Genomic DNA, 25,674 nt, shown 5'->3' on the forward strand with positions numbered 1-25,674 from the left:
GTGGTGAGTCAGGACTTCAGTCGGGAAAAGCGTCTGCTAACCCCCCGGCATTTCAAGGCAGTCTTTGACTCCCCCACCGGCAAGGTTCCGGGGAAAAATCTCCTGCTCCTTGCGCGTAACAACGATCTTGATCATCCCCGTCTCGGGTTGGTGATCGGCAAGAAGAGCGTAAAGCTCTCCGTTGAGCGCAATCGCCTCAAGCGTCTGATGCGCGAATCGTTTCGCCTCCACCAGGACACTCTGGTTGGTTGGGATATTGTTATCGTCGCGCGCAAAGGCTTGGGTGATGTAGAAAACCCCGAATTGATTCAGCATTTCGGCAAGCTCTGGAAACGTTTGGCGCGTACCCACAAGCCAGCACCAGCAGTCAGCACCGAAACTGTAGGGGTAGACAGCCTTGATGCGTAAACTGGCAATCGTTCCGATCCAGTTTTATCGCTATGCCATTAGTCCTCTGATGGCCAGCCACTGTCGTTTCTACCCCAGTTGTTCCTGCTACGCGTTAGAGGCCATAGAAAATCATGGTCTTCTGCGCGGTGGCTGGCTGACCTTTCGTCGTTTAGGTCGCTGTCATCCGTGGAATCCCGGTGGTTATGACCCGGTTCCACCTATCCCTACCTCCCGTTCTTCTTCGATGGCCGAGTAATCATGGATATTAAACGCACAATCCTGATCGTCGCCCTGGCAATCGTGTCCTATGTCATGGTCCTTAAATGGAACCAGGACTACGGTCAGGCTGCCCTGCCGACTCAGAATGTTGCTACCAATCAGGCTGCGCCGGCTATTCCGGACACCCCGCTGGGTAACAATGCGTCCGCGAGTGCCGATGTTCCCAGCGCGAATGGCGAGACAAGTGCCCCGTTAGAAACGCCAGTGGTCACCAACAAAGACCTCATCCACGTAAAAACGGATGTGCTCGACCTGGCTATCGACCCACAGGGTGGTGATATCGCACAGCTGAAGCTGCCGCTTTATCCACGTCGCCAAGACCATCCGGATGTGCCGTTCCAACTGTTCGATAACGGCGGTGAACGTACTTATCTGGCGCAAAGCGGCCTGACCGGCACCAATGGTCCGGATGCACGTGCTACCGGTCGTCCGGTTTATTCGACCGAACAGAAGACTTATCAACTGGCAGACGGCCAGAACCAGTTGAACGTCGACCTGAAATTCAGCCTCGACGGCGTCAACTACATCAAGCGTTTCAGCTTTACCCGCGGTTTGTACGATTTGAAGGTCACTTACCTGATCGACAACACCAGCGACAAAGCCTGGAGCGGCAACCTGTTTGCCCAGCTCAAGCGTGACGCCAGCTCCGATCCGTCTTCCAGCACCGCCACCGGCACCGCGACTTACCTGGGCGCCGCCCTGTGGACAAGTAACGAGCCGTACAAAAAAGTGTCGATGAAAGATATCGACAAGGGCACGCTGAAAGAAACCGTCCAAGGTGGCTGGGTAGCATGGCTGCAGCACTATTTCGTGACCGCCTGGATCCCGAACAAGGGTGACGCGAACCTGGTTCAAACCCGCAAGGACAGCCAGGGCAACTACATCATTGGCTTCACTGGCCCGGCGTTGACCGTCGCTCCAGGTGCCAAGGCTGAAACCAGCGCTACCCTGTACGCCGGCCCTAAAAGCCAGGCCGTACTGAAAGAGTTGTCCCCAGGTCTGGAACTGACTGTGGATTACGGCTTCCTGTGGTTCATTGCCCAGCCGATCTTCTGGCTGTTGCAACATATCCACAGCATCGTCGGTAACTGGGGCTGGTCGATCATCTTCCTGACCATGCTGATCAAAGGGCTTTTCTTCCCTCTGTCGGCAGCCAGCTACAAGTCGATGGCGCGTATGCGCGCCGTGGCCCCGAAACTGGCCGCGCTGAAAGAACAACATGGTGATGACCGGCAGAAAATGTCGCAGGCCATGATGGAGCTGTACAAGAAAGAGAAGATCAACCCGCTGGGTGGATGCTTGCCGATTCTGGTACAGATGCCGGTGTTCCTGTCGCTGTACTGGGTACTCCTGGAAAGCGTGGAAATGCGCCAGGCGCCGTTCATGCTGTGGATAACTGACCTGTCGATCAAAGACCCGTTCTTTATCCTGCCGATCATCATGGGCGCGACCATGTTCATCCAGCAGCGTCTGAACCCAACCCCGCCGGATCCGATGCAGGCCAAGGTAATGAAAATGATGCCCATCATCTTCACCTTCTTCTTCCTGTGGTTCCCTGCTGGCTTGGTACTGTACTGGGTGGTCAACAACGTATTGTCGATCTCTCAACAGTGGTACATCACACGTAAAATCGAAGCGGCTACCCAAAAAGCCGAGGCGTAATTTACTCTGTGGATAACCACTCAAGACGCCCCCTAGTGGGGCGTTTTGCTTTCCGTCACTTTTGTTCTGGAACCTGCTGATGAGCGCTCCTCGTGAAACCATCGCTGCTGTCGCTACCGCTCAAGGTCGAGGCGGCGTCGGTATCGTTCGAATTTCCGGGCCATTGGCGGGCGTGGCAGCCAAGGCTATCAGCGGCCGGGAGCTGAAACCCCGTTATGCCCATTACGGCCAGTTCCTGGATGCCGACCAAAGCGTATTGGACGAGGGTCTGGCCATCTATTTTCCAGGGCCAAACTCGTTCACCGGTGAAGATGTCCTTGAGTTACAAGGGCACGGTGGTCCTGTGGTGTTGGACATGTTGCTGCAGCGCTGCTTGCAATTGGGTTGCCGCCTGGCCAGACCAGGGGAATTCAGCGAACGCGCGTTCTTGAACGATAAGCTCGACCTGGCCCAGGCCGAAGCCATCGCAGATTTGATCGAAGCCAGTTCTGCACAGGCTGCACGTAACGCATTGCGTTCATTGCAGGGGGCTTTTTCCCTGCGTGTGCATAACTTGACCGAGCAGTTGATCAGTCTGCGCATCTACGTCGAAGCCGCGATTGATTTTCCAGAGGAAGAAATCGACTTCCTGGCGGATGGCCACGTATTGGCGATGTTGGATAGAGTCCGCGACGAGTTATCCACAGTGCTGCGCGAAGCCGGGCAGGGCGCCTTGCTGCGCGATGGTATGACGGTGGTGATTGCCGGCCGGCCCAATGCCGGCAAATCCAGCCTGCTCAATGCGCTGGCAGGGCGCGAGGCGGCCATCGTCACCGAGATCGCCGGTACTACCCGGGATATCTTGCGTGAACATATCCACATCGACGGTATGCCGCTGCACGTGGTGGACACCGCTGGTTTACGCGATACCGACGACCAGGTGGAAAAGATCGGCGTGGAACGTGCGCTCAAGGCGATCAGCGAAGCCGATCGTGTGTTGCTGGTGGTGGATGCCACTGCGCCGGAAGCTGTGGATCCTTTTGCCTTATGGCCCGAATTCCTTGAACAACGGCCAGACCCAGCCAAAGTCACCTTGATTCGTAACAAGGCCGACCTTACGGGGGAAGCCATCGCCCTGGAAACCAGTGAAGATGGCCACGTCACTATCAGCTTGAGCGCGAAATCGGCCGGTGACGGTCTGGAGTTGCTGCGCGAGCACCTTAAAGCCTGCATGGGCTACGAACAGACCTCGGAAAGCAGCTTCAGTGCGCGCCGCAGGCACCTGGAAGCGCTGCGTCATGCCAGCGCGGCCTTGGAGCACGGGCGCTCCCAGCTGACCTTGGCGGGGGCTGGGGAGCTGCTGGCTGAAGATCTGCGCCAGGCGCAGCAGCTGTTGGGTGAAATCACCGGGGCTTTCAGTTCGGATGATCTGCTCGGGCGGATTTTCTCCAGCTTCTGCATCGGCAAATAGTCGAGTTATCCACAACGACTACCAGTTATAGGACACCGTACCGAGCAAGGTACGGCTGTCGCCCCAATAACAACGCCCCGCATCGTTGCAACCAGATACATATTCCTTGTCGAACAGGTTCTTGGCGTTCAGGTCCACCGACCAGTGTGGGTTGATCTGATAACCCAGTGCCGCATCCACCAAGGTGACGCTTCCTGCATCCAGCTTGCCGTAGAGCGTCGGCGCCGTGTAGGAAAAGGTACTGTCGAAATAACGCACACCGCCGCCCAGGGAAAAACCCTTGAGTTGGCCATCCAGGAAGCGATATTTACCCCACACCGAAGCCTGGTTACGCGGCACGCCCGTCATCTGACGGCCTTCCACTAGCGAGGTGGCCGAATCCTTGGTTATGCGGGCGTCGGTGTAGGTATAGGCTGCCGTCACGTTGAAGTTGGCGCTGATGTCGCTGTTGACCTCGACTTCCACGCCCTTGGCGCGACTTTCACCGACTTGGCGATAGCTGTTGGTGGTGGCATCGAGGTAGGTATCGTCCTGCTTGCGCAGGTCATACACCGACAAGGTCATCGCCGTATCCCAGCCGATCGGTTCGTACTTAACGCCCACCTCGTATTGGCTGCTGGTAATCGGTTTCAACGGTGAGCCGGCGTTGGAGATCTGCTGCACGGGGACAAATGCAGTGGAATAGCTGACATACGGCGTCAAGCCGTTGTCGAACTGGTACATCACCCCGCCCTGGTAAGTGAATTTACGATCCTGTGAGTTGATATTGCTCGATGGCTGGACCTTGTCGCGGTAGTCGCTGTCGACCCAGTCCTGGCGGCCGCCGAGCAGAAAGAGCCAATGGTCGTATTTGCTCTGGACCTGTGCATAAACCCCTTTCATCTGCTGTTCAAGCAAGGTGTTTTGCACCGCCAGTGGAGTGAGCGGGTCGCGCAAGTACACCGGGTTATACACATCGATGGTGCCGGCGAAACCCGCATCCCAGTCTTGATTGAACGAGGTTCGGTCATAGCTGGCGCCCAACAGCACCGTGTTTTCGACGCCGCCCACCTGGAACTTGCCTTCGAGCTGGTTATCCAGGGAATAGACCATCGACTTGTTGTAGCGGTCGTAGGCGTTCATGTTCAGCCGAGTGCCGAAGCCGCCGTTATTAAGTGTGCCTGGCCAGGTTTCATGCCGGTTGATACGCGACTGCATATAGCGCGAGTTCTGACGGAACTGCCAATCATCATTGAAGCTGTGGCTGAACTCATAGCCGGTACTCCACGCTTCGCGTTCAAAGGTGTTCCAGTCCGGGTTGCCCAGCAGGGTGTGTTTGGACAGCTTGCCGTTGGGATTGGTAAGCAGCGTTCCGGCGGCGGGTAGGCCGAGTTCCAGGTTGGTATGGTCTTTCTGGTAGTTGGCCAGCAACGTCAAGGTGTTGTAGTCGTCGAAGTTCAGGGTCAGGGACGGCGCGATATACAGACGATCGTCCGGGACGTGATCGGTCTGCGTGTCGGATTTACGCCCCAGCATCACCACTCGGCCCAGGATATTGTCACTGTCGTTGAGCGGGCCCGAGATATCCACACCCAACTGGCGTCGATTGTTCGAACCATAACTCACCTGTACCTCGCCTTGTGGGGTTGCAGTCGGGTGTTTACTCACCAGATTAACCAGGCCGCCGGGTGCGTTTTCACCATAGAGCAAGGAAGAAGGGCCGCGGAAAATCTCGACCCGCTCCAGGCCGTAGGGTTCGCTGGTGGTGTCGTATCGATTGCCCTGAACTCGCAGGCCATCTCGCAGCAGGCCGTAGCCGTAATCCGTGGCATTGAAACCGCGAATGAAAAACAGATCGCCTGCCAAGCCGTCGCCGGCCGCGAACGGTGGGGCGAAGATCCCCGGTACGTAGCCCAACACTTCTGTCAGGGTCTGGGATTTTTGATCCTTGATACGCTGGCCAGTGACAACGGACACCGAACGCGGAGTCTCGGACAGCGGTGTGCTGGTCTTGGTGCCGATGCGGCTGTTCTGCGCCTTGTAGCCTACATCCCCGCCGATCTCTTGATTGAAGCCGCCCTGTTGATAAGCGCTCACGGTGGTAGGGGCCAAGGTCATTTGGCCAGCAGGTGCCGGCTGTAATACATAGCTGCCGGGAGCCTGTGCGACCGCCTGCAGGTCCGAGTTCTGCAGCAGCAGCGCAAAGCCCTGGTCCACTGAATAGTCACCTTGCAGCCCTGGCGTATTCAAACGCGCGGTTTGCTGGGGGGAGAAGGACAGAATCACATTGGCCCTGGCGGCAAACAGGCTTAAGGCCTTGTCCAGCGGGCCAGCGGCAATTGCAAAGTGTTGCGTTGCGCTGGCGGCCATGACGGCTGTGGATAACAACACACCGGTCGTCGCGGTAATGAGCTGCAGACCGTAGGTCATGCCATGGCAGGAAAGTCGTTTGCGGAGCGGGGCGGGAAGGCGCATAGGTGAGTAAGCCCTGAAGGTAGCGTCGTGATTACCTGTAGGGCCGCGCCAGGTCAAAAAAAGATAACCCCTCTGTGGATTATTTTTTCGGTCAGCCGATTCGGGTGACCGACACCCAATAGCGCGTAAAGTATTTAACTTGAATCGGCAGGCTCGCTTGCAGGTTAGCGAGGACGGCATCGCTTGAGTCCAGGCGGAAGGTACCGGAAACACGTAGGCCCGCAGATGCTTGGTCACAGTGCAACACACCCGGCCGATAGCGCGCCAACTCATCGATAACGTCTCCCAGCCGAGCATCGAGCACGTTCAGTTGCCCATCGACCCAGGCTGCTTGTACACCGCCATACCCGGTAGGGCGCACATCGTGCCGATCAAACTCTGCGCTCTCACCCGCACCCAGGATTCGGTGACGTTCGGGTTGGTCGCCTGGGGACACTTCAACCCGCTCTTCCAAGACGCCAACCCGCGTGGCGTCCGGCAGTTGGCGCACAGTAAAACGAGTGCCCAGCGCCTGGACCCGGCCTTGGCGAGTCTCTACATAAAACGGTAAGTGCCCACCCCGTTTCCCGGTGTGGATAAGTACTTCACCCTCGCGCAAACGGATCAAACGTTGGCGCCCGTCAAACGCCACATCGATAGCGGTATGAGTATTGAGATTGATCTGCGTGCCGTCCGCCAGTTCGATGCGTCGCCTCTGGCCCACCGACGTCCGGTAATCAGCCCATACGTTACCCAGCGACGTATGTTGCTGAACGTTCCAGCCCAGATAGCCACTGCCGCCGAGCACCAGCATCCACTTGAGTACTTGGCGCCGCTGTTGCGTGGTGGATAACGCGCGGCGCGTGAGTTCAGGGGGCAGGGCACCGAGGCTGCGTTGCAACTGCTCCATCTGGTTCCAGGCCGCCTGGTGGGACGGGTCACGATTAAGCCACTGCTGCCAGGCTTGATGTTGTGCGGGTGTCGGTGGTTGCGACTGGAATTGCACATACCAACTGGCAGCGGCCTCGAACGTCTTGCGGTCGGGGTTGATCATTACCGGCTGGCCATGATCAGGGAGCACTCGGTAAGGGCACGGATCATGTGTTTCTTCACCGTGGTCAGTGATACCTGCAGTTGATCGGCGATCTGTTGATAAGTCAGCCCTTCAATCTGTGCCAGCATGAAAATTCGCCGTGCCCGCTCACCCAGCCCAGACAGCGCTTTATCCACAGCCACCAGGGTTTCGATGATGATTGCCTTGTCTTCCTCACTGATAGCAGTGGCTTCAGGACGCTCTGCCAAGACCTGCCTGTAGGCCTGTTCGACGGCATGCCGGCGATAGCGGTCGATCACCAGGCCTCTGGCGATGGTCGCCAGATAGTCCCGTGGTTCAAGAATCTGCGCTGCGTGACGTCCACCGAGCATGCGCACGAACGTATCGTGGGCCACATCGGCTGCATCGCTGGCGTTATGCAATTTCCCCTTGAGCCACCCGCGAAGCCACGAATGATGTTGCTCATAGATGTGCTGGACCGCTGCGGTATGGGAAGAGGGAGGCATAGGCGCGACAAGGTAGGTTAATGATAATCGCTATTATTAACTAGCCCAGTGTTTTCCCACAATAGATCTCTTTTTGTCCTACCCAGGATTAATTCCTAGCTTTGTCGTGGACGAAATGTGGCGTTTCTGTGGATTAAGCCCTGTGAATAACCGCTCCTGAGCCCAGTTGATAACAAGGCCTGAAACCTGAGTAAAAACCCGTCTGTGGATAACAACCCGTTTAATCCACAGGCTTAAAGTACTTATCCAAGGGCCTCATTGGCAGATGATCACAGTGTTTTGAATCGCTGTACACATTGAAAATAAAGGGCTGTAGAGATCTATCCACAGAAAGGTCGCTCAGTATAAATAAACATAAAAACAAAGATTTAATAAATTTCTCTCTTTTAATTTCTATTGTCTGTGATTCATCCACAGCTGGTTAAATTTTGTGCAAAGGGTTCTTTAGGAAGGGCTAAGTCCCTATACTTGCCCGCAAAGCTCTAAAACCCTTTCAACAAACAATTCCTGATTACCTACATAAGCAGGCACGAGGTGCGTGGTGGATTTCCCTTCCCGTTTTGAAGTGATCGTCATCGGCGGCGGTCATGCCGGTACCGAGGCAGCACTGGCGTCAGCACGCATGGGCGTAAAAACCCTGTTGCTGACGCACAACGTGGAAACCCTCGGAGCCATGAGTTGCAACCCCGCGATTGGCGGGATTGGCAAAAGCCATCTGGTCAAGGAAATCGATGCCCTTGGCGGCGTGATGGCCATGGCCACCGACAAAGGTGGCATTCAGTTTCGTGTGCTCAACAGCCGCAAAGGCCCGGCCGTGCGTGCAACCCGTGCCCAGGCCGACCGTATCCTGTACAAGGCAGCGGTACGTGAAACCCTGGAAAACCAGCCGAACCTGTGGATATTTCAGCAGGCAGCCGATGACCTGATCGTCGAACAGGACCAGGTACGTGGTGTCGTCACTCAAATGGGCCTGCGTTTCTTCGCAGAATCCGTCGTACTGACCACCGGCACTTTCCTCGGTGGGCTTATCCACATCGGTATGCAGAATTATTCCGGTGGTCGCGCTGGCGATCCGCCGTCGATTGCTCTGGCAAAACGCCTGCGGGAATTGCCGTTGCGTGTCGGTCGCCTGAAAACCGGGACTCCGCCACGTATTGACGGGCGTTCCGTGGATTTTTCGGTGATGACCGAACAAGCCGGCGATACGCCGATTCCGGTCATGTCGTTCATGGGTTCCAAGGAACAGCATCCGAAACAGGTCAGTTGCTGGATCACCCACACCAATGCGCGTACCCACGAAATCATTGCCGCGAACCTTGATCGTTCGCCGATGTATTCCGGGGTGATCGAAGGCATTGGCCCGCGTTATTGCCCGTCGATCGAAGACAAGATCCACCGCTTTGCCGACAAGGAAAGCCACCAGGTCTTTATCGAGCCGGAAGGGTTGACCACCCACGAGCTGTATCCGAACGGAATTTCGACTTCGTTGCCGTTCGACGTGCAAATCCAGATCGTGCAATCGATTCGCGGTATGGAAAACGCGCACATTGTGCGTCCGGGCTACGCCATCGAGTACGACTACTTCGACCCGCGCGACCTGAAATACAGCCTGGAAACCAAAGTGATTGGCGGGCTGTTCTTCGCCGGCCAAATCAACGGCACCACCGGTTATGAAGAAGCCGGGGCCCAAGGTTTGCTGGCCGGGACCAACGCAGCATTGCGTGCACAGGGCAAAGACAGCTGGTGCCCGCGTCGCGATGAGGCCTACATCGGCGTATTGGTCGACGACCTGATTACCCTGGGTACCCAGGAACCGTACCGGATGTTCACATCTCGGGCGGAATACCGTCTGATCCTGCGCGAAGACAACGCCGACCTGCGCTTGACCGAAAAAGGTCGCGAGCTGGGCCTGGTCGATGACGCCCGCTGGGCGGCCTTCTGCAAAAAACGCGAAAGCATTGCGCTCGAAGAACAGCGTCTGAAAAGTACCTGGGTTCGCCCGGGCACGGAGCAGGGCGACGCCATTGCAGAAAAATTCGGCACGCCGTTGACCCATGAGTACAACTTGCTCAACCTGCTTTCCCGTCCGGAAATCGACTACGCTGGTCTGGTCGAAGTGACTGGCCAGGGCGCAGAAGACCCCCAGGTTGCCGAACAGGTTGAAATCAAGACCAAATACGCAGGCTACATTGATCGCCAGCAGGACGAGATCGCCCGGCTGCGCGCCAGTGAAGACACCAAGCTGCCTGTGGATATCGACTACACCGGGATTTCCGGTTTGTCGAAAGAAATCCAAAGCAAGCTGGGGATAACTCGGCCGGAAACCCTCGGCCAGGCTTCACGTATCCCTGGCGTCACGCCGGCAGCGATCTCACTGTTGATGATTCATTTGAAAAAACGCGGCGCGGGCCGTCAGTTGGAGCAAAGCGCTTGAGTTCGTTGGTCACCTTGCAACACGCCGAAGAGTTATCCACAGGAGCGCGCCAGTTGGGCGTGGCCCTGACCGAAGCCCAGCATGAGTTACTGCTGGGCTATCTGGCCCTGTTGATCAAATGGAACAAGGCTTACAACCTGACCGCGGTACGTGATCCGGACGAGATGGTGTCGCGGCATTTGCTCGACAGCCTCAGCGTGATGCCGTTTATCGAAAATGGCCGTTGGCTCGATGTGGGCAGCGGCGGCGGCATGCCTGGCATCCCGTTGGCGATCCTGTTTCCCGAGTCCCACGTGACCTGCCTGGACAGCAACGGCAAGAAAACCCGCTTCCTGACCCAGGTCAAACTCGAACTCAAGCTGGATAACCTGCAAGTTATCCACAGTCGTGTCGAAGCATTCACGCCTGAACTGCCTTTCAACGGGATCGTGTCCCGGGCGTTCAGCAGCATGGAGAACTTCAGCAACTGGACACGCCACCTGGGCGACCGTGATACCCGCTGGTTGGCAATGAAGGGCGTTCATCCAAGCGACGAGCTGTTAGCATTGCCGGCAGACTTCCACCTCGATAGCGAACACGCCTTGGCCGTACCTGGTTGCCAAGGCCAACGCCATCTGCTGATACTGCGCCGCACGGCATGATTGGGAACACAAGCAAGAATGGCTAAGGTATTCGCGATAGCGAACCAGAAAGGTGGCGTGGGTAAAACCACCACCTGTATCAACCTCGCAGCATCCCTGGTCGCGACCAAGCGTCGGGTGCTGCTGATCGATCTCGATCCACAGGGCAACGCCACCATGGGTAGCGGTGTGGATAAACACGGCCTGGAAAACTCGGTCTACGATTTGCTGATTGGCGAATGCGACCTGGCCCAGGCCATGCACTATTCCGAGCACGGCGGTTACCAACTGCTGCCGGCCAACCGCGATCTGACCGCGGCGGAAGTGGTGCTGTTGGAAATGCAGATGAAAGAAAGCCGTCTGCGCAGCGCCCTGGCGCCCATTCGCGACAACTACGATTACATTTTAATCGACTGCCCACCGTCGCTGTCGATGCTCACGCTTAACGCCCTGGTAGCCGCCGATGGGGTGATTATCCCCATGCAGTGCGAGTACTACGCGTTGGAAGGCCTGAGCGACCTTGTGGATAACATCAAGCGCATTGCCGAGTTGCTCAACCCGAAACTGCAGATCGAAGGCTTGTTGCGGACGATGTTCGACCCGCGCCTGAGCCTGATGAACGATGTGTCGGCGCAGCTCAAGGAACACTTCGGTGACCAGCTGTACGACACCGTGATTCCACGCAACATCCGCCTGGCCGAAGCGCCAAGCTATGGCATGCCCGCGCTGGCGTACGACAAATCCTCGCGTGGTGCCATTGCCTACCTGGCATTGGCTGGCGAGATGGTTCGCCGCCAACGCCGTAATTCACGCACCGCTGCAGCCCAGCCAACTTAAGGAACCCCCATGGCCGTCAAGAAACGAGGTCTCGGACGTGGACTGGATGCACTGTTGAGTGGTCCGACCGTCACATCGCTTGAAGAACAAGCGGTGCAGGCCGACGAGCGCGAGCTGCAGCACTTGCCGCTGGACTTGATCCAGCGCGGCAAATACCAGCCACGTCGGGACATGGACCCCCAGGCCCTGGAAGAACTGTCCAACTCGATCAAGGCCCAGGGCGTGATGCAGCCCATCGTGGTTCGCCCCATTGGCGGTGGCCGCTTTGAGATCATCGCCGGTGAGCGCCGCTGGCGTGCCAGCCAGCAGGCCGGCAAGGAAACTATCCCGGCGATGGTGCGCGATGTACCGGATGAAACCGCGATCGCCATGGCGTTGATCGAGAATATCCAGCGTGAAGACCTCAACCCGATCGAAGAAGCGATTGCGTTGCAGCGTTTGCAGCAGGAATTCCAGCTCACCCAGCAGCAAGTGGCCGAGGCGGTGGGCAAGTCCCGCGTCACCGTGTCCAACTTGTTGCGTTTGATCGCGCTGCCGGAAGTGATCAAGACCATGTTGTCCCACGGCGACCTGGAAATGGGCCATGCCCGTGCGTTGCTCGGTTTGCCCGAAAATCAACAGGTTGAAGGGGCGCGACACGTTGTCGCACGAGGCCTGACCGTACGTCAGACTGAAGCGCTGGTGCGCCAATGGCTCAGCGGCAAACCTGCACCGGTCGAAACCGCCAAACCTGATCCGGATATCGCCCGACTCGAGCAGCGCCTGGCCGAGCGCCTGGGCTCTGCGGTGCAAATTCGTCACGGCAAGAAGGGCAAAGGGCAATTGGTCATCGGATATAACTCCCTTGACGAGCTTCAAGGCGTCCTTGCCCACATCCGCTGAAACATTTGCTTATGTAGCGCGTGATCGGAAATCACTACCCGACAGTTGAATAGGGGCTGAACCGCCCCTATACTCTGCGCGCATTTTGTCGGCACAAATTATGCCAAGTTATTGATTTCCGGCAGCCGACCATTGAGGAGCAAGAGTGATGGAAACCCGCACGCCAAACACGTTGCCGTTCCATCGCTTGGCTGTTTTTCCGGTTCTACTGGCTCAATTTGTCATTTTGCTGATCGCCGCATTGGCGCTTTGGTATTGGCATGGAGTCGTAGCCGGGTATTCAGGACTCTGCGGAGGCCTGATAGCCTTGCTGCCCAATATGTATTTTGCTCACAGGGCCTTTCGGTTTTCCGGCGCCCGAGCAGCCCAGGCTATCGTCCGGTCTTTTTATGCTGGCGAGGCGGGGAAACTGATTTTGACGGCAGTGCTGTTTGCACTGACCTTTGCAGGTGTGAAGCCATTGGCGCCGCTGGCTGTATTCGGCGTCTTCGTGTTGACCCAACTGGTCAGCTGGTTCGCTCCCCTGCTAATGAAAACAAGACTTTCGAAACCTTAGGGCGTTTGAGGCAACCATGGCAGAAACAACCGCTTCGGGCTATATCCAGCACCACTTGCAGAACCTGACCTTCGGTCAGCTTCCTAATGGCGGCTGGGGCTTTGCCCACACCGCAGCAGAAGCCAAAGAAATGGGTTTCTGGGCTTTCCACCTGGATACTCTGGGTTGGTCGGTCGCATTGGGTCTGATCTTCGTCCTGATTTTCCGCATGGCGGCGAAGAAGGCGACTTCCGGTCAGCCAGGTGCTTTGCAGAACTTCGTTGAAGTATTGGTCGAATTCGTCGATGGCAGCGTGAAAGACAGCTTCCATGGCCGTAGCCCGGTGATTGCACCGCTGGCACTGACCATCTTCGTGTGGGTGTTCCTGATGAACGCCGTCGACCTGATCCCGGTGGACTGGATTCCTCAGTTGGCCATGGCGATCTCCGGCGACCCGCACATTCCATTCCGCGCCGTATCCACCACTGACCCGAACGCCACACTGGGCATGGCTCTGTCGGTATTCGCGCTGATCATTTTCTACAGCATCAAGGTCAAGGGCATCGGCGGCTTCATCGGCGAACTGACCCTGCACCCGTTCGGCAGCAAGAACATCTTCGTTCAAGCCCTGCTGATCCCGGTGAACTTCCTGCTGGAATTCGTCACCCTGATCGCCAAGCCGATTTCCCTGGCTCTGCGACTGTTCGGCAACATGTATGCCGGCGAGCTGGTGTTCATTCTGATCGCTGTGATGTTTGGCAGCGGCCTGCTCTGGCTTAGCGGCCTGGGCGTAGTACTGCAGTGGGCGTGGGCTGTGTTCCACATCCTGATCATTACCCTGCAGGCCTTCATCTTCATGATGCTGACCATCGTCTACCTGTCGATGGCGCACGAAGAGAACCATTAAGACCAGTCTCGACTAGTCTGATGTCCTTCCCGGTCAAACGGGAAGGTGGCCCAACAGGGCTATGAAACGATTTGTTTTACCGCTTTAAAATCTAAAAAACCTAAACCATACGACGTAAAAGTCGGGAGGAAAGATGGAAACTGTAGTTGGTCTAACCGCTATCGCTGTTGCACTGTTGATCGGCCTGGGCGCCCTGGGTACTGCCATTGGTTTCGGCCTGCTGGGCGGCAAATTCCTGGAAGGCGCAGCGCGTCAGCCAGAAATGGTCCCAATGCTGCAAGTTAAAATGTTCATCGTCGCCGGCCTGCTCGACGCCGTGACCATGATCGGCGTTGGTATCGCACTGTTCTTCACCTTCGCGAACCCCTTCGTTGGTCAACTCGCTGGCTAATCACTCGACTTTTCGAGTGATTGGGGTGATGGACAACGAATGAGCGAGGTGTTGGCGTGAACATTAATGCAACCCTGATTGGCCAATCCGTTGCGTTCTTCATTTTTGTAGTGTTTTGCATGAAGTTCGTGTGGCCTCCGGTCATCGCGGCTTTGCACGAACGTCAGAAGAAGATCGCGGATGGTTTGGACGCTGCCAGCCGTGCAGCTCGCGACCTGGAGTTGGCCCACGAGAAAGTGGGTCAGCAACTGCGCGAAGCTAAAGCACAGGCAGCCGAGATCATTGAGCAAGCCAAGAAACGCGGTAACCAGATCGTCGAAGAGGCTGTTGAAAAAGCCCGCGTCGAAGCTGACCGTGTGAAGGCTTCGGCTCATGCCGAGATCGAACAGGAACTGAACGGTGTCAAAGACGCGCTGCGTGCCCAACTGGGTGCTCTGGCCGTTGGCGGTGCTGAGAAGATCCTCGGTGCCACAATCGATCAAAACGCGCACGCGGAGCTGGTTAACAAACTGGCTGCTGAAATTTAAGCGAGGGCGATCATGGCAGAACTGACCACGTTGGCCCGACCTTACGCTAAGGCAGCCTTCGAGCACGCCCAGGCCCACCAGCAACTGGCCTCTTGGTCAGCCATGCTCGGCCTGGCTGCAGCAGTGTCGCAAGACGACACCATGCAGCGCGTGCTCAAGGCCCCGCGCCTGACGAGCGCAGACAAGGCCGCCACTTTTATTGAAGTGTGCGGCGACAAGTTTGATGTGAAGGTGCAGAACTTCATCCACGTCATTGCCGAAAACGACCGTCTCCCGCTATTGCCGGAGATCGCCGCTCTGTTCGACCTGTACAAGGCCGAAGCAGAGAAATCGGTAGACGTTGAAGTGACCAGTGCTTTCGCATTGAACCAAGAACAGCAAGACAAACTCGCCAAGGTTCTCAGTGCACGACTCAATCGGGAAGTGCGCCTGCAAGCTTCGGAGGACGCATCGCTTATTGGTGGTGTTGTTATCCGTGCCGGCGACCTGGTTATCGATGGCTCGATTCGCGGCAAAATCGCGAAACTTGCCGAAGCATTGAAATCTTGAGTTTGAAGGGGCAGCAGAGCAATGCAGCAACTCAATCCTTCCGAAATAAGTGAAATTATCAAGGGCCGCATCGACAAGCTCGATGTGACCTCCCAAGCCCGTAACGAAGGCACTGTCGTCAGCGTATCTGACGGCATCGTGCGGATTCACGGTCTGGCCGACGTTATGTACGGCGAGATGATCGAGTTTCCGGGCGGCGTCTACGGTATGGCCCTCAACCTGGAGCAAGACTCCGTAGGTGCCGTTGTATTGGGCGCGTACACCAGTCTGGCTGAAGGCATGAGCGCCAAGTGCACAGGCCGCATCCTGGAAGTTCCGGTTGGTAAGGAACTGCTGGGTCGCGTTGTCGACGCACTGGGTAACCCTGTTGACGGTAAAGGTCCACTGGGCAACACCGAGACCGACGCGGTCGAGAAAGTTGCTCCAGGCGTGATCTGGCGTAAGTCGGTAGACCAGCCTGTACAGACTGGCTACAAGGCTGTCGATGCCATGATCCCAGTCGGCCGTGGCCAGCGTGAGCTGATCATCGGTGACCGTCAGATCGGTAAGACCGCTCTGGCGATCGACGCGATCATCAACCAGAAAGACAGCGGCATTTTCTGCGTCTACGTAGCCATCGGTCAGAAGCAATCGACCATCGCCAACGTGGTTCGCAAGCTGGAAGAAAACGGCGCCCTGGCCAACACGATCATCGTGGCTGCCAGTGCTTCGGAATCTCCTGCGCTGCAATTCCTGGCACCGTACTCCGGTTGCACCATGGGTGAATTCTTCCGCGACCGCGGTGAAGACGCGCTGATCGTTTATGACGATCTTTCCAAGCAAGCAGTGGCTTACCGCCAGATTTCCCTGCTGCTGCGCCGTCCACCAGGCCGTGAAGCTTACCCAGGCGACGTGTTCTATCTCCACTCCCGTCTGCTGGAGCGCGCATCCCGCGTTTCGGAAGAGTACGTAGAGAAGTTCACCAACGGCGCAGTGACCGGCAAAACCGGTTCCCTGACCGCACTGCCGATCATCGAAACCCAGGCTGGCGACGTTTCCGCGTTCGTTCCGACCAACGTGATTTCCATCACCGACGGTCAGATCTTCCTGGAATCGGCCATGTTCAACTCGGGCATCCGCCCTGCAGTGAACGCCGGTGTTTCGGTATCCCGTGTGGGTGGTGCCGCTCAGACCAAGATCATCAAGAAGCTCTCCGGTGGTATCCGTACCGCTCTGGCTCAGTACCGTGAACTGGCGGCATTCGCCCAGTTCGCTTCTGACCTGGACGAAGCGACCCGTAAGCAACTTGAGCATGGTCAGCGCGTTACCGAGCTGATGAAGCAGAAGCAATACGCCCCAATGTCGATCGCTGACATGGCGTTGTCGCTGTATGCCGCTGAGCGTGGGTTCCTGACCGACGTTGAAATCGCCAAGGTCGGCAGCTTTGAACAAGCGCTGATTGCTTACTTCAACCGCGATCACGCCGAATTGATGGCGAAGATCAACGTGAAGGGTGACTTCAATGACGATATCGACGCTGGCATGAAAGCCGGTATCGAGAAGTTCAAGGCCACCCAAACCTGGTAAGCCGCAGCGGGAGCCGCAAGGCTCCCGCTTGCTAACCTGATAGGTGTTACATGGCAGGCGCAAAAGAGATTCGCAGTAAGATTGCGAGCATCAAAAGCACGCAAAAAATTACCAGCGCCATGGAAAAAGTGGCGGTCAGCAAAATGCGCAAGGCACAAATGCGCATGGCTGCTAGCCGTCCTTATGCGGAGCGTATCCGCCAGGTAATTGGGCATCTGGCCAACGCCAACCCGGAATACCGCCACCCGTTCATGATCGACCGCGCAGTAAAGCGTGTGGGTTATGTGGTAGTGAGCAGTGACCGTGGTTTGTGCGGTGGTCTGAATACCAACCTGTTCAAGGCCCTGGTCAAGGACATGGCGGTAAACCGCGAAAACGGCGTCGAGATTGATCTGTGTGTTGTTGGTAGCAAGGGTGCGGCCTTTTTCCGCAACTTCGGCGGTAACGTCGTTGCAGCTATCAGCCACCTGGGTGAAGAGCCGTCGATCAATGATTTGATCGGCAGTGTGAAGGTGATGCTGGATGCGTACCTGGAAGGCCGGATTGACCGCCTGTCCGTGGTATCCAACAAGTTCATCAACACCATGACCCAGCAGCCAACCGTGGAGCAATTGATTCCACTGGTGGCGACCCCGGATCAGGAACTCAAGCACCACTGGGACTACCTCTACGAACCAGACGCCAAAGAGCTGCTTGACGGCTTGATGGTGCGCTACGTGGAGTCGCAGGTGTACCAGGCGGTGGTCGAGAACAACGCAGCTGAACAAGCGGCGCGGATGATCGCGATGAAAAACGCTACCGATAACGCCGGTGATCTGATCAGCGATTTGCAGCTGATCTACAACAAGGCGCGTCAGGCTGCGATCACCCAAGAGATCTCGGAAATCGTCGGCGGCGCTGCCGCGGTTTAACGGTTCAAATATTCAGAGGATCCAGCTATGAGTAGCGGACGTATCGTTCAAATCATCGGCGCCGTTATCGACGTGGAATTTCCACGCGACAGCGTACCGAGCATCTACAACGCGCTGAAAGTACAAGGCGCGGAAACTACCCTGGAAGTTCAGCAGCAGCTGGGCGACGGCGTAGTTCGTACCATTGCGATGGGTTCCACCGAAGGCTTGAAGCGCGGTCTGGACGTTGTCGACACTGGCGCTGCCATCTCCGTACCGGTCGGTAAAGCGACCCTGGGCCGGATCATGGACGTACTGGGCAACCCGATCGACGAAGCTGGCCCGATCGCCACCGAAGAGCGCTGGGGCATTCACCGCGCAGCACCTTCGTTCGCAGAACAAGCGGGCGGCAACGACCTGCTGGAAACCGGCATCAAGGTTATCGACCTGGTTTGCCCGTTCGCCAAAGGCGGTAAAGTCGGTCTGTTCGGTGGTGCCGGTGTAGGCAAGACCGTAAACATGATGGAACTGATCCGTAACATCGCCATCGAGCACAGCGGTTATTCCGTGTTCGCAGGTGTGGGTGAGCGTACTCGTGAGGGTAACGACTTCTACCACGAGATGAAGGACTCCAACGTTCTGGACAAAGTGGCATTGGTTTACGGTCAGATGAACGAGCCGCCGGGAAACCGTCTGCGCGTAGCCCTGACTGGCCTGACCATGGCCGAGAAGTTCCGTGACGAAGGTAACGACGTTCTGCTGTTCGTCGACAACATCTACCGTTACACCCTGGCCGGTACTGAAGTATCCGCACTGCTGGGCCGTATGCCTTCGGCAGTAGGTTACCAGCCGACCCTGGCTGAAGAGATGGGCGTTCTGCAAGAACGTATCACTTCGACCAAGGAAGGTTCGATCACCTCGATCCAAGCGGTATACGTACCTGCGGATGACTTGACCGACCCGTCGCCAGCCACCACCTTCGCCCACTTGGACGCCACCGTCGTTCTGTCCCGTGACATCGCTTCCCTGGGTATCTACCCAGCGGTCGATCCACTGGACTCGACTTCGCGCCAGCTGGACCCGAACGTGATCGGCCAGGAGCACTACGACACCGCTCGCGGCGTTCAGTACGTGCTGCAGCGTTACAAAGAACTGAAGGACATCATTGCGATCCTGGGTATGGACGAGCTGTCGGAAGCCGACAAGCAGTTGGTAAACCGTGCTCGTAAGATCCAGCGTTTCTTGTCGCAGCCGTTCTTCGTGGCTGAAGTCTTCACCGGTGCCTCGGGTAAATACGTTTCCCTGAAAGACACCATTGCTGGCTTCAAAGGCATCCTCAACGGTGACTACGACCACCTGCCAGAACAAGCGTTCTACATGGTCGGCGGCATCGAAGAAGCGATCGAGAAAGCCAAGAAACTGTAATCCTGGCGCCCGGAAACGGGCGCTCATCAGGTTGAGGCAATCAGATGGCTATGACAGTCCATTGCGATATCGTCAGCGCGGAAGGGGAAATTTTCTCCGGTCTGGTAGAAATGGTGATTGCACACGGCGAACTCGGTGACCTGGGTATTGCCATGGGCCACGCGCCGTTGATCACCAGCTTGAAGCCAGGTCCGATCACTCTGACCAAGCAAGGCGGGGAAAAGGAGGTGTTTTACATCTCCGGTGGTTTCCTCGAGGTTCAGCCGAACATGGTCAAGGTACTTGCCGACACCGTGCAACGTGCTGGCGACCTGGATGAAGCCTCCGCTCAGGAAGCCGTCAAGGCTGCCGAGAAGGCGCTGAACGAAAAAGGCGCAGACTTCGACTACAGCGCTGCTGCAGTCCGTCTGGCCGAGGCCGCAGCCCAGCTGCGTACTCTCCAGCAGATCCGCAAGAAGTAAGCGGCCACGCCGTTTTGCTTGATGCGTGATTGATTAAAAAGGGTAGCCTCGGCTACCCTTTTTCTTTTTTTGCAAAACACTTCTTTGGTCTGAACCCGGACCGCCCAGGATTGGTAGCCATTCATGTCTCTTGAAATCGTCATTCTCGCCGCAGGCCAGGGCACCCGCATGCGTTCTGCCCTGCCCAAGGTGCTGCACCCGGTCGCGGGCAACTCCATGCTGGGTCATGTTATCCACAGCGCCCGGCAGTTGGACCCACAGCGTATTCATGTGGTGATCGGCCACGGTGCAGACCTGGTTCGCGAGCGTCTGGCCGCGGACGATCTGAATTTCGTATTGCAAGACAAGCAACTGGGCACCGGACACGCGACTGCGCAGGCTGTGCCTTTCATCACCGCAGACACCGTGTTGATCCTCTACGGCGATGTCCCGCTGATTGAAGTAGAAACCCTGCAACGCCTGCTCAAGCACGTGGTGTCTGGCCAGATGGGCCTGCTCACCGTCGAGCTGGATGACCCTACGGGTTACGGCCGCATTGTGCGCAACGCCGATGGCAAGGTCGCCGCGATCGTCGAGCACAAAGATGCCAGCGAAGCCCAGCGCGCGATTACTGAAGGCAACACCGGCATTCTCGCCGTGCCTGCCAACAAGCTCGCCGACTGGATGAGCCGTCTGTCCAACAACAATGCCCAGGGCGAGTACTACCTCACCGACGTCATCGAGATGGCCGTCAGCGATGGCCTGGTTGTCGCCACCGAGCAGCCCCATCACCCGATGGAAGTGCAGGGCGCCAACGACCGCAAACAACTGGCAGAGCTGGAGCGCCATTATCAACTGCGCGAAGGCCTGCGCCTGATGGCCCAGGGTGTGACCCTGCGAGACCCCGCGCGTTTCGATGTACGTGGTGAAGTCACGGTGGGCCGCGACATCCTGATCGATATCAACGTGATCCTCGAAGGCCGCGTGATCATTGAAGACGGCGTAGTCATCGGCCCGAACTGCGTGATCAAGGACAGCACCTTGCGCAAAGGCGTGGTGGTCAAGGCCAACAGCCACATCGACGGTGCCGTGATGGGCGAGGGCAGCGATGCCGGGCCGTTTGCGCGCTTGCGTCCGGGTAGCGAGCTGGGGGCCAAGGCCCATGTGGGTAACTTTGTCGAACTGAAAAACGCTCAACTGGGCGAAGGCGCCAAAGTCGGCCACCTGACTTACCTGGGCGATGCCGTCATCGGCGCCCGCACCAACATCGGTGCCGGCACCATCACCTGCAACTACGACGGTGCCAACAAGTACCAGACCACCATTGGTGAAGACGTGTTCATCGGCTCCAATAACTCGCTGGTTGCTCCAGTGACCATTGGCGATGGTTCCAACACCGCCGCGGGCTCGACTATTAACCAGGATGTGGATAAGTCCCAACTGGCTGTTGCTCGTGCTCGCCAACGCAACATCGACGGCTGGAAACGCCCGGTCAAAATCAAAAAGAACTGAGTTATCCACAATATTTGAAATACTCGGTACCCAAGTGGGAGCGGGCTTGCTCGCGAATGCGCAATGTCAGTCACTGAAGGTGTGCCTGATACACCGCCTTCGCGAGCAAGCCCGCTCCCACATTTGATAGGTGGTGACTTAAAATTCGCTTCCAGTGCTTGACGATCTTTCGCCAATAGGTTTTGATTGCCTTCGTTATCTTTCGAAACGAAACTTATCACTACCATGTCGAAACGAAACACCCCCCAACGACGCCACAACATCCTGACCTTGCTCAACGAACAGGGCGAAGTCAGCGTGGACGAACTGGCCAAACATTTCGAAACTTCGGAAGTGACCATCCGCAAGGACCTTGCCGCCCTCGAAAGTAACGGCCTGCTCCTGCGTCGCTATGGCGGCGCAATCACCATGCCCCAAGAGCTGGTGGGCGATGCTGCCCAGCCGATCTCGGCTTACAAGCGCGCCATCGCCCGTGCGGCCGTGCAGCGTTTGCGTGAGCATGCGCGCATCATCATCGACAGCGGCAGCACCACCGCCGCGATGATTCCCGAACTGGGCCATCAACCGGGCCTGGTGGTGATGACCAACTCCCTGAACGTAGCCCGCGCCTTGAGCGAACTGGAACATGAACCGGTGCTGTTGATGACCGGTGGTACCTGGGACCCGCATTCGGATTCGTTCCAGGGCCAGGTCGCCGAGCAGGTGCTGCGTTCCTACGACTTTGATCAGCTGTTCATCGGTGCCGATGGCATTGATCTGCAGCGCGGCACTACCACCTTCAACGAGCTGCTGGGCTTGAGCCGTGTGATGGCCGAGGTCGCCCGTGAAGTGGTGGTGATGGTCGAATCCGACAAGATCGGCCGCAAGATTCCCAACCTGGAACTGCCCTGGAGCAGCGTCCATACCCTTATTACCGATGATCGCCTGCCGCTCGAGGCCCGCGACCAGATCCAAGCCCGCGGCATTACGCTGATATGCGCGGCAATCATCTAGGAGAAGCACCATGTGTGGAATTGTTGGCGCAGTCGCCGAACGTAACGTTACTGCCATCCTGATCGAAGGCCTCAAGCGCCTCGAATACCGCGGCTATGACAGCGCCGGTGTGGCCGTCTTCACCAACGCCGGCAAGCTGGAGCGCATGCGCCGCCCGGGCAAGGTCAGCGAGTTGGACCAGGCCCTGGCCGGTGAGCCGCTGGTAGGGCGCTTAGGGATCGCCCACACCCGTTGGGCTACTCACGGTGCGCCGTGCGAGCGTAACGCTCACCCGCACTTCTCCGGCGACCTGGCGGTGGTGCACAACGGCATCATTGAAAACCACGAAGTGCTGCGTGAACAACTCAAGGGCCTGGGCTACGTCTTCACCTCGGACACCGACACCGAAGTGATCGCCCACCTGCTCAACCACAAGCTCAAGGACCACAGCGACCTGACCACCGCCCTCAAGGCCACGGTCAAAGAGCTGCACGGTGCCTACGGTTTGGCCGTGATCAGCGCCAGCCAGCCTGACCGCGTTGTGGCAGCCCGCAGCGGCAGCCCGCTGGTGATCGGCCTGGGCCTGGGTGAGAACTTCCTCGCCTCCGATCAACTGGCCCTGCGCCAGGTGACCGACCGCTTCATGTACCTGGAAGAAGGCGACATTGCCGACATCCGCCGTGAAAGCGTGCAGATCTGGGACGTGAACGGTCAGTCCGTCGAGCGCGAAGCCGTGCAATACCGCGATGGCGCCGAAGCCGCTGACAAAGGCGAGTTCCGCCACTTCATGCTCAAGGAAATCCACGAGCAGCCGTCCGTGGTACAGCGCACCCTGGAAGGTCGCCTGAGCCAGAACCAAGTACTGGTGAACGCGTTCGGCCCGCAAGCCGCCGAACTGTTCGCCAAAGTGCGCAACGTGCAGATCGTCGCCTGTGGCACCAGCTACCACGCCGGTATGGTGGCGCGTTACTGGTTGGAAGAACTGGCCGGCATCCCGTGCCAGGTCGAAGTCGCCAGCGAGTTCCGCTACCGCAAAGTGGTGGTGCAACCCGACACCCTGTTCGTGACCATTTCCCAGTCTGGTGAGACCGCCGACACCCTGGCCGCCCTGCGCAATGCCAAGGAACTGGGCTTCCTCGGCAGCCTGGCCATCTGCAACGTCAGCATCAGCTCCCTGGTGCGTGAATCCGACCTGACTCTGCTGACCCAGGCCGGTCGCGAAATCGGCGTAGCTTCCACCAAAGCCTTCACTACCCAACTGGTGGGCCTGTTGCTGCTGACCCTGTCCCTGGGCCAAGTGCGCGGCACCCTCGCTGAAGGTGTCGAAGCCACCCTGGTGGAAGAACTGCGCCGCCTGCCGACCCGCCTGGGCGAAGCCTTGGCCATGGACAGCACTGTGGAAAAAGTCGCCGAACTGTTCGCCGACAAGAACCACACCCTGTTCCTCGGCCGTGGTGCGCAATACCCGGTGGCGATGGAAGGCTCACTGAAACTCAAGGAAATCTCGTACATCCACGCCGAAGCCTACCCGGCCGGTGAGCTGAAGCACGGCCCGCTGGCCCTGGTGGACGACGACATGCCAGTGGTCACCGTGGCGCCGAACAACGAACTGCTGGAGAAGCTTAAATCCAACCTGCAGGAAGTACGCGCCCGTGGCGGCCAACTGATCGTCTTCGCTGATGAAAAGGCCGGCATGACCAACGGTGAAGGCACCCACGTCATCAACATGCCGCACATCCACGACACCCTGTCGCCGATCCTCTACACCATCCCGCTGCAATTGCTGTCGTACTATGTCGCCGTACTTAAGGGCACTGACGTTGACCAGCCGCGCAACCTGGCGAAGTCGGTGACGGTGGAGTAAGCCTTACCGATGTACCCAAAAGGGGCTGTGTTTAACAGCCCCTTTTTTCGTTTTGGATTCGCTTAATTCAAGGATGCGTACTGATGCAAAGCTCTTCTGCGACTGTCCAGGCACGTTTGCACGATCGTCGGTTCGTGGTCGCGAATAACGCCCAAGGGTTGTCCGGTACCGGCACCGTGTTTCATTACAAAGTCGAAGACGGGGTGATTTCGAGCACTTATCAGGGTGGCCGAATTTGCCTGGGAACGCAGGTCGGGCGGGTGACCGGCCCAGATGCTATCGAGCTGCTTTATCAGTGCGTCACCCTGGATGGGGAGCTGCTTGCAGGGTGGTCACGAGGCACGGTAGGTGTTGATCACGCCGGGCGTACTACCCTGAGTTTCGTTTGGGGCTGGCTATCGGGTGCGACAGGAGGCGGAGAGTCTAGCTATGTCGAGATCACTGGCTTGAGCTATTGAAAGCACCACAAAACCTACAGGTAAGCGCATATTCCCTGTGGGAGCGGGCTTGCCCGCGAAGGCGGCGTGTCAGTCGCTGCATCTGTTACTGCACCACCGCTTTCGCAGGCAAGCCAGCTCCCACATTTGGATCTCCATGGGTTTGTGAAAGGGGGGGCTCAGGTCCACCAGTAGCGCACGAGATGAAAGAAGATCGGCGCCGCGAAGCACACCGAATCCAGCCGATCCAGCATCCCGCCGTGCCCTTCGATCATGTGCCCCCAATCCTTCACGCCACGGTCACGCTTGATCGCCGACATCACGATCCCGCCGGCAAACCCCAGCAAGTTGATCAGCAGCGCGATCAGGAACGACTGCCAGGGATTGAACGGTGTGGTCCACCACAGCGCTGCGCCGATCAGCGACGACAACAGGATCCCGCCGACAAAACCTTCCACGGTTTTCGACGGTGACAGGTTAGGCGCGATTTTGTGTTTGCCGAACAGCTTGCCGCACACGTACTGCAGCACGTCCGACAGTTGCACCACGATCACCAGGTAGGCGATCAGCAGTAGGTTACGGCCTTCGTAACCCGGTATGTCCAAGGTCAGCAGCGCTGGGACGAAGGACACGCAGAACACGGCGATCATCAGCCCCCATTGCACTTTCGACGCACGCTCCAGGAAGTGCGTACTGTCGCCGCCTAAGGAGGCGAGGATCGGTAGCAGCAGGAACACGTACACCGGGATGAAGATCGAGAACAGCCCATACCAGTCGGCGTAGATCAGCAGGTATTGCAGCGGCAGGGCCAGGTAAAACGCGGCCACCAGGGCCGGGTAGTCGCTGCGCCGGGTGGGTGTGAGGGTGAGAAATTCGCGCAGAGCGTAGAACGACACCGCGTAGAACAGCAGGATCACCGCGCCGGTGCCGAGCCAGAAGGCGATGCCGATGACCACCACCATCACCCACCAGGCGTTGATGCGGGCGTTGAGGTTGTCGATAACTGCGTTGGGGCTGCCACGGGTGCGCAGCTTGAGGATCAGGCCGATCAGCGAGGCGATCACCAGGATCGCGCCGATGCCGCCAAATAACATCAGGGTTTGGCTATCCAT

Annotated in this window: 25 protein-coding genes; 21 read left to right on the top strand and 4 right to left on the bottom strand. The window is 57.7% G+C overall.

The window, feature by feature from the left end; all coding sequences use genetic code 11:
- The 4 genes from rnpA (at position 1) to mnmE (ending at position 3,781) form a co-directional block, all read left to right on the top strand.
- Positions 1 to 408 (top strand): ribonuclease P protein component, encoded by a 408-nt coding sequence (gene rnpA, locus MF6394_RS05075; RefSeq protein ID WP_020302575.1) that lies wholly within the window; start codon positions 1 to 3, stop codon positions 406 to 408.
- Positions 401 to 646, top strand: coding sequence for a membrane protein insertion efficiency factor YidD (yidD, locus tag MF6394_RS05080; protein WP_019816912.1), 246 nt, complete (start codon positions 401 to 403; stop codon positions 644 to 646). Before rnpA ends, yidD begins: the two co-directional genes overlap by 8 nt.
- Before the next feature lie 2 nt (positions 647 to 648).
- A complete protein-coding gene (gene yidC / locus MF6394_RS05085; RefSeq protein ID WP_003195904.1) occupies positions 649 to 2,331 on the top strand; it encodes a membrane protein insertase YidC in 1,683 nt (560 codons plus the stop codon).
- A 79-nt stretch (positions 2,332 to 2,410) separates the two neighbouring features.
- Positions 2,411 to 3,781: a tRNA uridine-5-carboxymethylaminomethyl(34) synthesis GTPase MnmE gene (gene mnmE, locus MF6394_RS05090; RefSeq protein WP_047712780.1), complete on the top strand. Its 1,371-nt coding sequence runs from the start codon at positions 2,411 to 2,413 to the stop codon at positions 3,779 to 3,781.
- A gap of 18 nt (positions 3,782 to 3,799) precedes the next feature.
- On the opposite strand, the gene MF6394_RS05095 is transcribed toward mnmE, so the two are convergent.
- The 3 genes from MF6394_RS05095 to MF6394_RS05105 form a co-directional block, all read right to left on the bottom strand.
- On the bottom strand, positions 3,800 to 6,190 hold the full coding sequence (locus MF6394_RS05095; RefSeq protein WP_171905455.1) for a TonB-dependent siderophore receptor: 2,391 nt from the start codon (positions 6,188 to 6,190) through the stop codon (positions 3,800 to 3,802).
- Positions 6,191 to 6,326: 136 nt separating this feature from the next.
- The gene (locus tag MF6394_RS05100) at positions 6,327 to 7,268 is read right to left on the bottom strand and encodes a FecR domain-containing protein (RefSeq protein WP_069556945.1); all 942 of its coding nucleotides are present in this window, start codon (positions 7,266 to 7,268) and stop codon (positions 6,327 to 6,329) included.
- Positions 7,268 to 7,774, bottom strand: coding sequence for a sigma-70 family RNA polymerase sigma factor (locus MF6394_RS05105; protein ID WP_044270135.1), 507 nt, complete (start codon positions 7,772 to 7,774; stop codon positions 7,268 to 7,270). Before MF6394_RS05105 ends, MF6394_RS05100 begins: the two co-directional genes overlap by 1 nt.
- Positions 7,775 to 8,315: 541 nt before the next feature.
- Here MF6394_RS05105 and mnmG point away from each other — a divergent pair.
- The 17 genes from mnmG to MF6394_RS05190 all read left to right on the top strand — a co-directional run bounded on the left by mnmG (position 8,316) and on the right by MF6394_RS05190 (position 24,583).
- Positions 8,316 to 10,208, top strand: coding sequence for a tRNA uridine-5-carboxymethylaminomethyl(34) synthesis enzyme MnmG (gene mnmG / locus MF6394_RS05110; RefSeq protein ID WP_025854394.1), 1,893 nt, complete (start codon positions 8,316 to 8,318; stop codon positions 10,206 to 10,208).
- Positions 10,205 to 10,849 carry a 16S rRNA (guanine(527)-N(7))-methyltransferase RsmG gene (rsmG, locus tag MF6394_RS05115; protein ID WP_044270133.1) on the top strand — a complete coding sequence of 215 codons (645 nt, stop codon included), beginning with the start codon at positions 10,205 to 10,207 and terminating at the stop codon, positions 10,847 to 10,849. Before mnmG ends, rsmG begins: the two co-directional genes overlap by 4 nt.
- 18 nt (positions 10,850 to 10,867) lie before the next feature.
- On the top strand, positions 10,868 to 11,665 hold the full coding sequence (locus MF6394_RS05120; protein WP_003195891.1) for a ParA family protein: 798 nt from the start codon (positions 10,868 to 10,870) through the stop codon (positions 11,663 to 11,665).
- A gap of 9 nt (positions 11,666 to 11,674) precedes the next feature.
- The gene (locus MF6394_RS05125; protein WP_003195890.1) at positions 11,675 to 12,547 is read left to right on the top strand and encodes a ParB/RepB/Spo0J family partition protein; all 873 of its coding nucleotides are present in this window, start codon (positions 11,675 to 11,677) and stop codon (positions 12,545 to 12,547) included.
- A gap of 148 nt (positions 12,548 to 12,695) precedes the next feature.
- Positions 12,696 to 13,103 carry a F0F1 ATP synthase subunit I gene (locus tag MF6394_RS05130; protein WP_010565865.1) on the top strand — a complete coding sequence of 136 codons (408 nt, stop codon included), beginning with the start codon at positions 12,696 to 12,698 and terminating at the stop codon, positions 13,101 to 13,103.
- A gap of 16 nt (positions 13,104 to 13,119) precedes the next feature.
- Positions 13,120 to 13,989, top strand: a complete 870-nt coding sequence (gene atpB / locus MF6394_RS05135; RefSeq protein ID WP_003195886.1) for a F0F1 ATP synthase subunit A — start codon at positions 13,120 to 13,122, stop codon at positions 13,987 to 13,989.
- 133 nt (positions 13,990 to 14,122) lie between these two features.
- Complete coding sequence (gene atpE / locus MF6394_RS05140) at positions 14,123 to 14,380, top strand: F0F1 ATP synthase subunit C (protein WP_002555987.1); 258 nt, start codon at positions 14,123 to 14,125, stop codon at positions 14,378 to 14,380.
- Between the two features lie 56 nt (positions 14,381 to 14,436).
- The gene (locus MF6394_RS05145; protein ID WP_003195835.1) at positions 14,437 to 14,907 is read left to right on the top strand and encodes a F0F1 ATP synthase subunit B; all 471 of its coding nucleotides are present in this window, start codon (positions 14,437 to 14,439) and stop codon (positions 14,905 to 14,907) included.
- A gap of 12 nt (positions 14,908 to 14,919) precedes the next feature.
- Complete coding sequence (locus MF6394_RS05150; protein ID WP_003195833.1) at positions 14,920 to 15,456, top strand: F0F1 ATP synthase subunit delta; 537 nt, start codon at positions 14,920 to 14,922, stop codon at positions 15,454 to 15,456.
- Positions 15,457 to 15,477: 21 nt separating this feature from the next.
- The gene (gene atpA, locus MF6394_RS05155; RefSeq protein ID WP_003195831.1) at positions 15,478 to 17,022 is read left to right on the top strand and encodes a F0F1 ATP synthase subunit alpha; all 1,545 of its coding nucleotides are present in this window, start codon (positions 15,478 to 15,480) and stop codon (positions 17,020 to 17,022) included.
- 50 nt (positions 17,023 to 17,072) lie between these two features.
- Positions 17,073 to 17,933: a F0F1 ATP synthase subunit gamma gene (gene atpG / locus MF6394_RS05160; RefSeq protein WP_003233565.1), complete on the top strand. Its 861-nt coding sequence runs from the start codon at positions 17,073 to 17,075 to the stop codon at positions 17,931 to 17,933.
- Positions 17,934 to 17,960: 27 nt separating this feature from the next.
- Entirely contained in the window at positions 17,961 to 19,337 is a 1,377-nt protein-coding gene (atpD, locus tag MF6394_RS05165) for a F0F1 ATP synthase subunit beta (RefSeq protein ID WP_003195827.1), read from the top strand.
- Positions 19,338 to 19,381: 44 nt separating this feature from the next.
- The gene (locus MF6394_RS05170) at positions 19,382 to 19,798 is read left to right on the top strand and encodes a F0F1 ATP synthase subunit epsilon (protein ID WP_003177061.1); all 417 of its coding nucleotides are present in this window, start codon (positions 19,382 to 19,384) and stop codon (positions 19,796 to 19,798) included.
- A 123-nt stretch (positions 19,799 to 19,921) separates the two neighbouring features.
- Positions 19,922 to 21,289 carry a bifunctional UDP-N-acetylglucosamine diphosphorylase/glucosamine-1-phosphate N-acetyltransferase GlmU gene (gene glmU, locus MF6394_RS05175; protein ID WP_078466272.1) on the top strand — a complete coding sequence of 456 codons (1,368 nt, stop codon included), beginning with the start codon at positions 19,922 to 19,924 and terminating at the stop codon, positions 21,287 to 21,289.
- Between the two features lie 225 nt (positions 21,290 to 21,514).
- Complete coding sequence (locus MF6394_RS05180; RefSeq protein WP_032894387.1) at positions 21,515 to 22,282, top strand: DeoR/GlpR family DNA-binding transcription regulator; 768 nt, start codon at positions 21,515 to 21,517, stop codon at positions 22,280 to 22,282.
- A gap of 10 nt (positions 22,283 to 22,292) precedes the next feature.
- Positions 22,293 to 24,125, top strand: a complete 1,833-nt coding sequence (gene glmS, locus MF6394_RS05185) for a glutamine--fructose-6-phosphate transaminase (isomerizing) (protein ID WP_032894388.1) — start codon at positions 22,293 to 22,295, stop codon at positions 24,123 to 24,125.
- 83 nt (positions 24,126 to 24,208) lie between these two features.
- The gene (locus MF6394_RS05190) at positions 24,209 to 24,583 is read left to right on the top strand and encodes a hypothetical protein (RefSeq protein ID WP_044270113.1); all 375 of its coding nucleotides are present in this window, start codon (positions 24,209 to 24,211) and stop codon (positions 24,581 to 24,583) included.
- Between the two features lie 158 nt (positions 24,584 to 24,741).
- Here the strand turns inward: MF6394_RS05190 and MF6394_RS05195 are convergent, their stop codons facing one another.
- Positions 24,742 to 25,674, bottom strand: coding sequence for a phosphatidate cytidylyltransferase (locus tag MF6394_RS05195; RefSeq protein ID WP_014720583.1), 933 nt, complete (start codon positions 25,672 to 25,674; stop codon positions 24,742 to 24,744).

Origin of the sequence: Pseudomonas sp. MF6394 (genome assembly GCF_002018845.1) — a bacterium.
Lineage (GTDB): Bacteria > Pseudomonadota > Gammaproteobacteria > Pseudomonadales > Pseudomonadaceae > Aquipseudomonas > Aquipseudomonas lactis.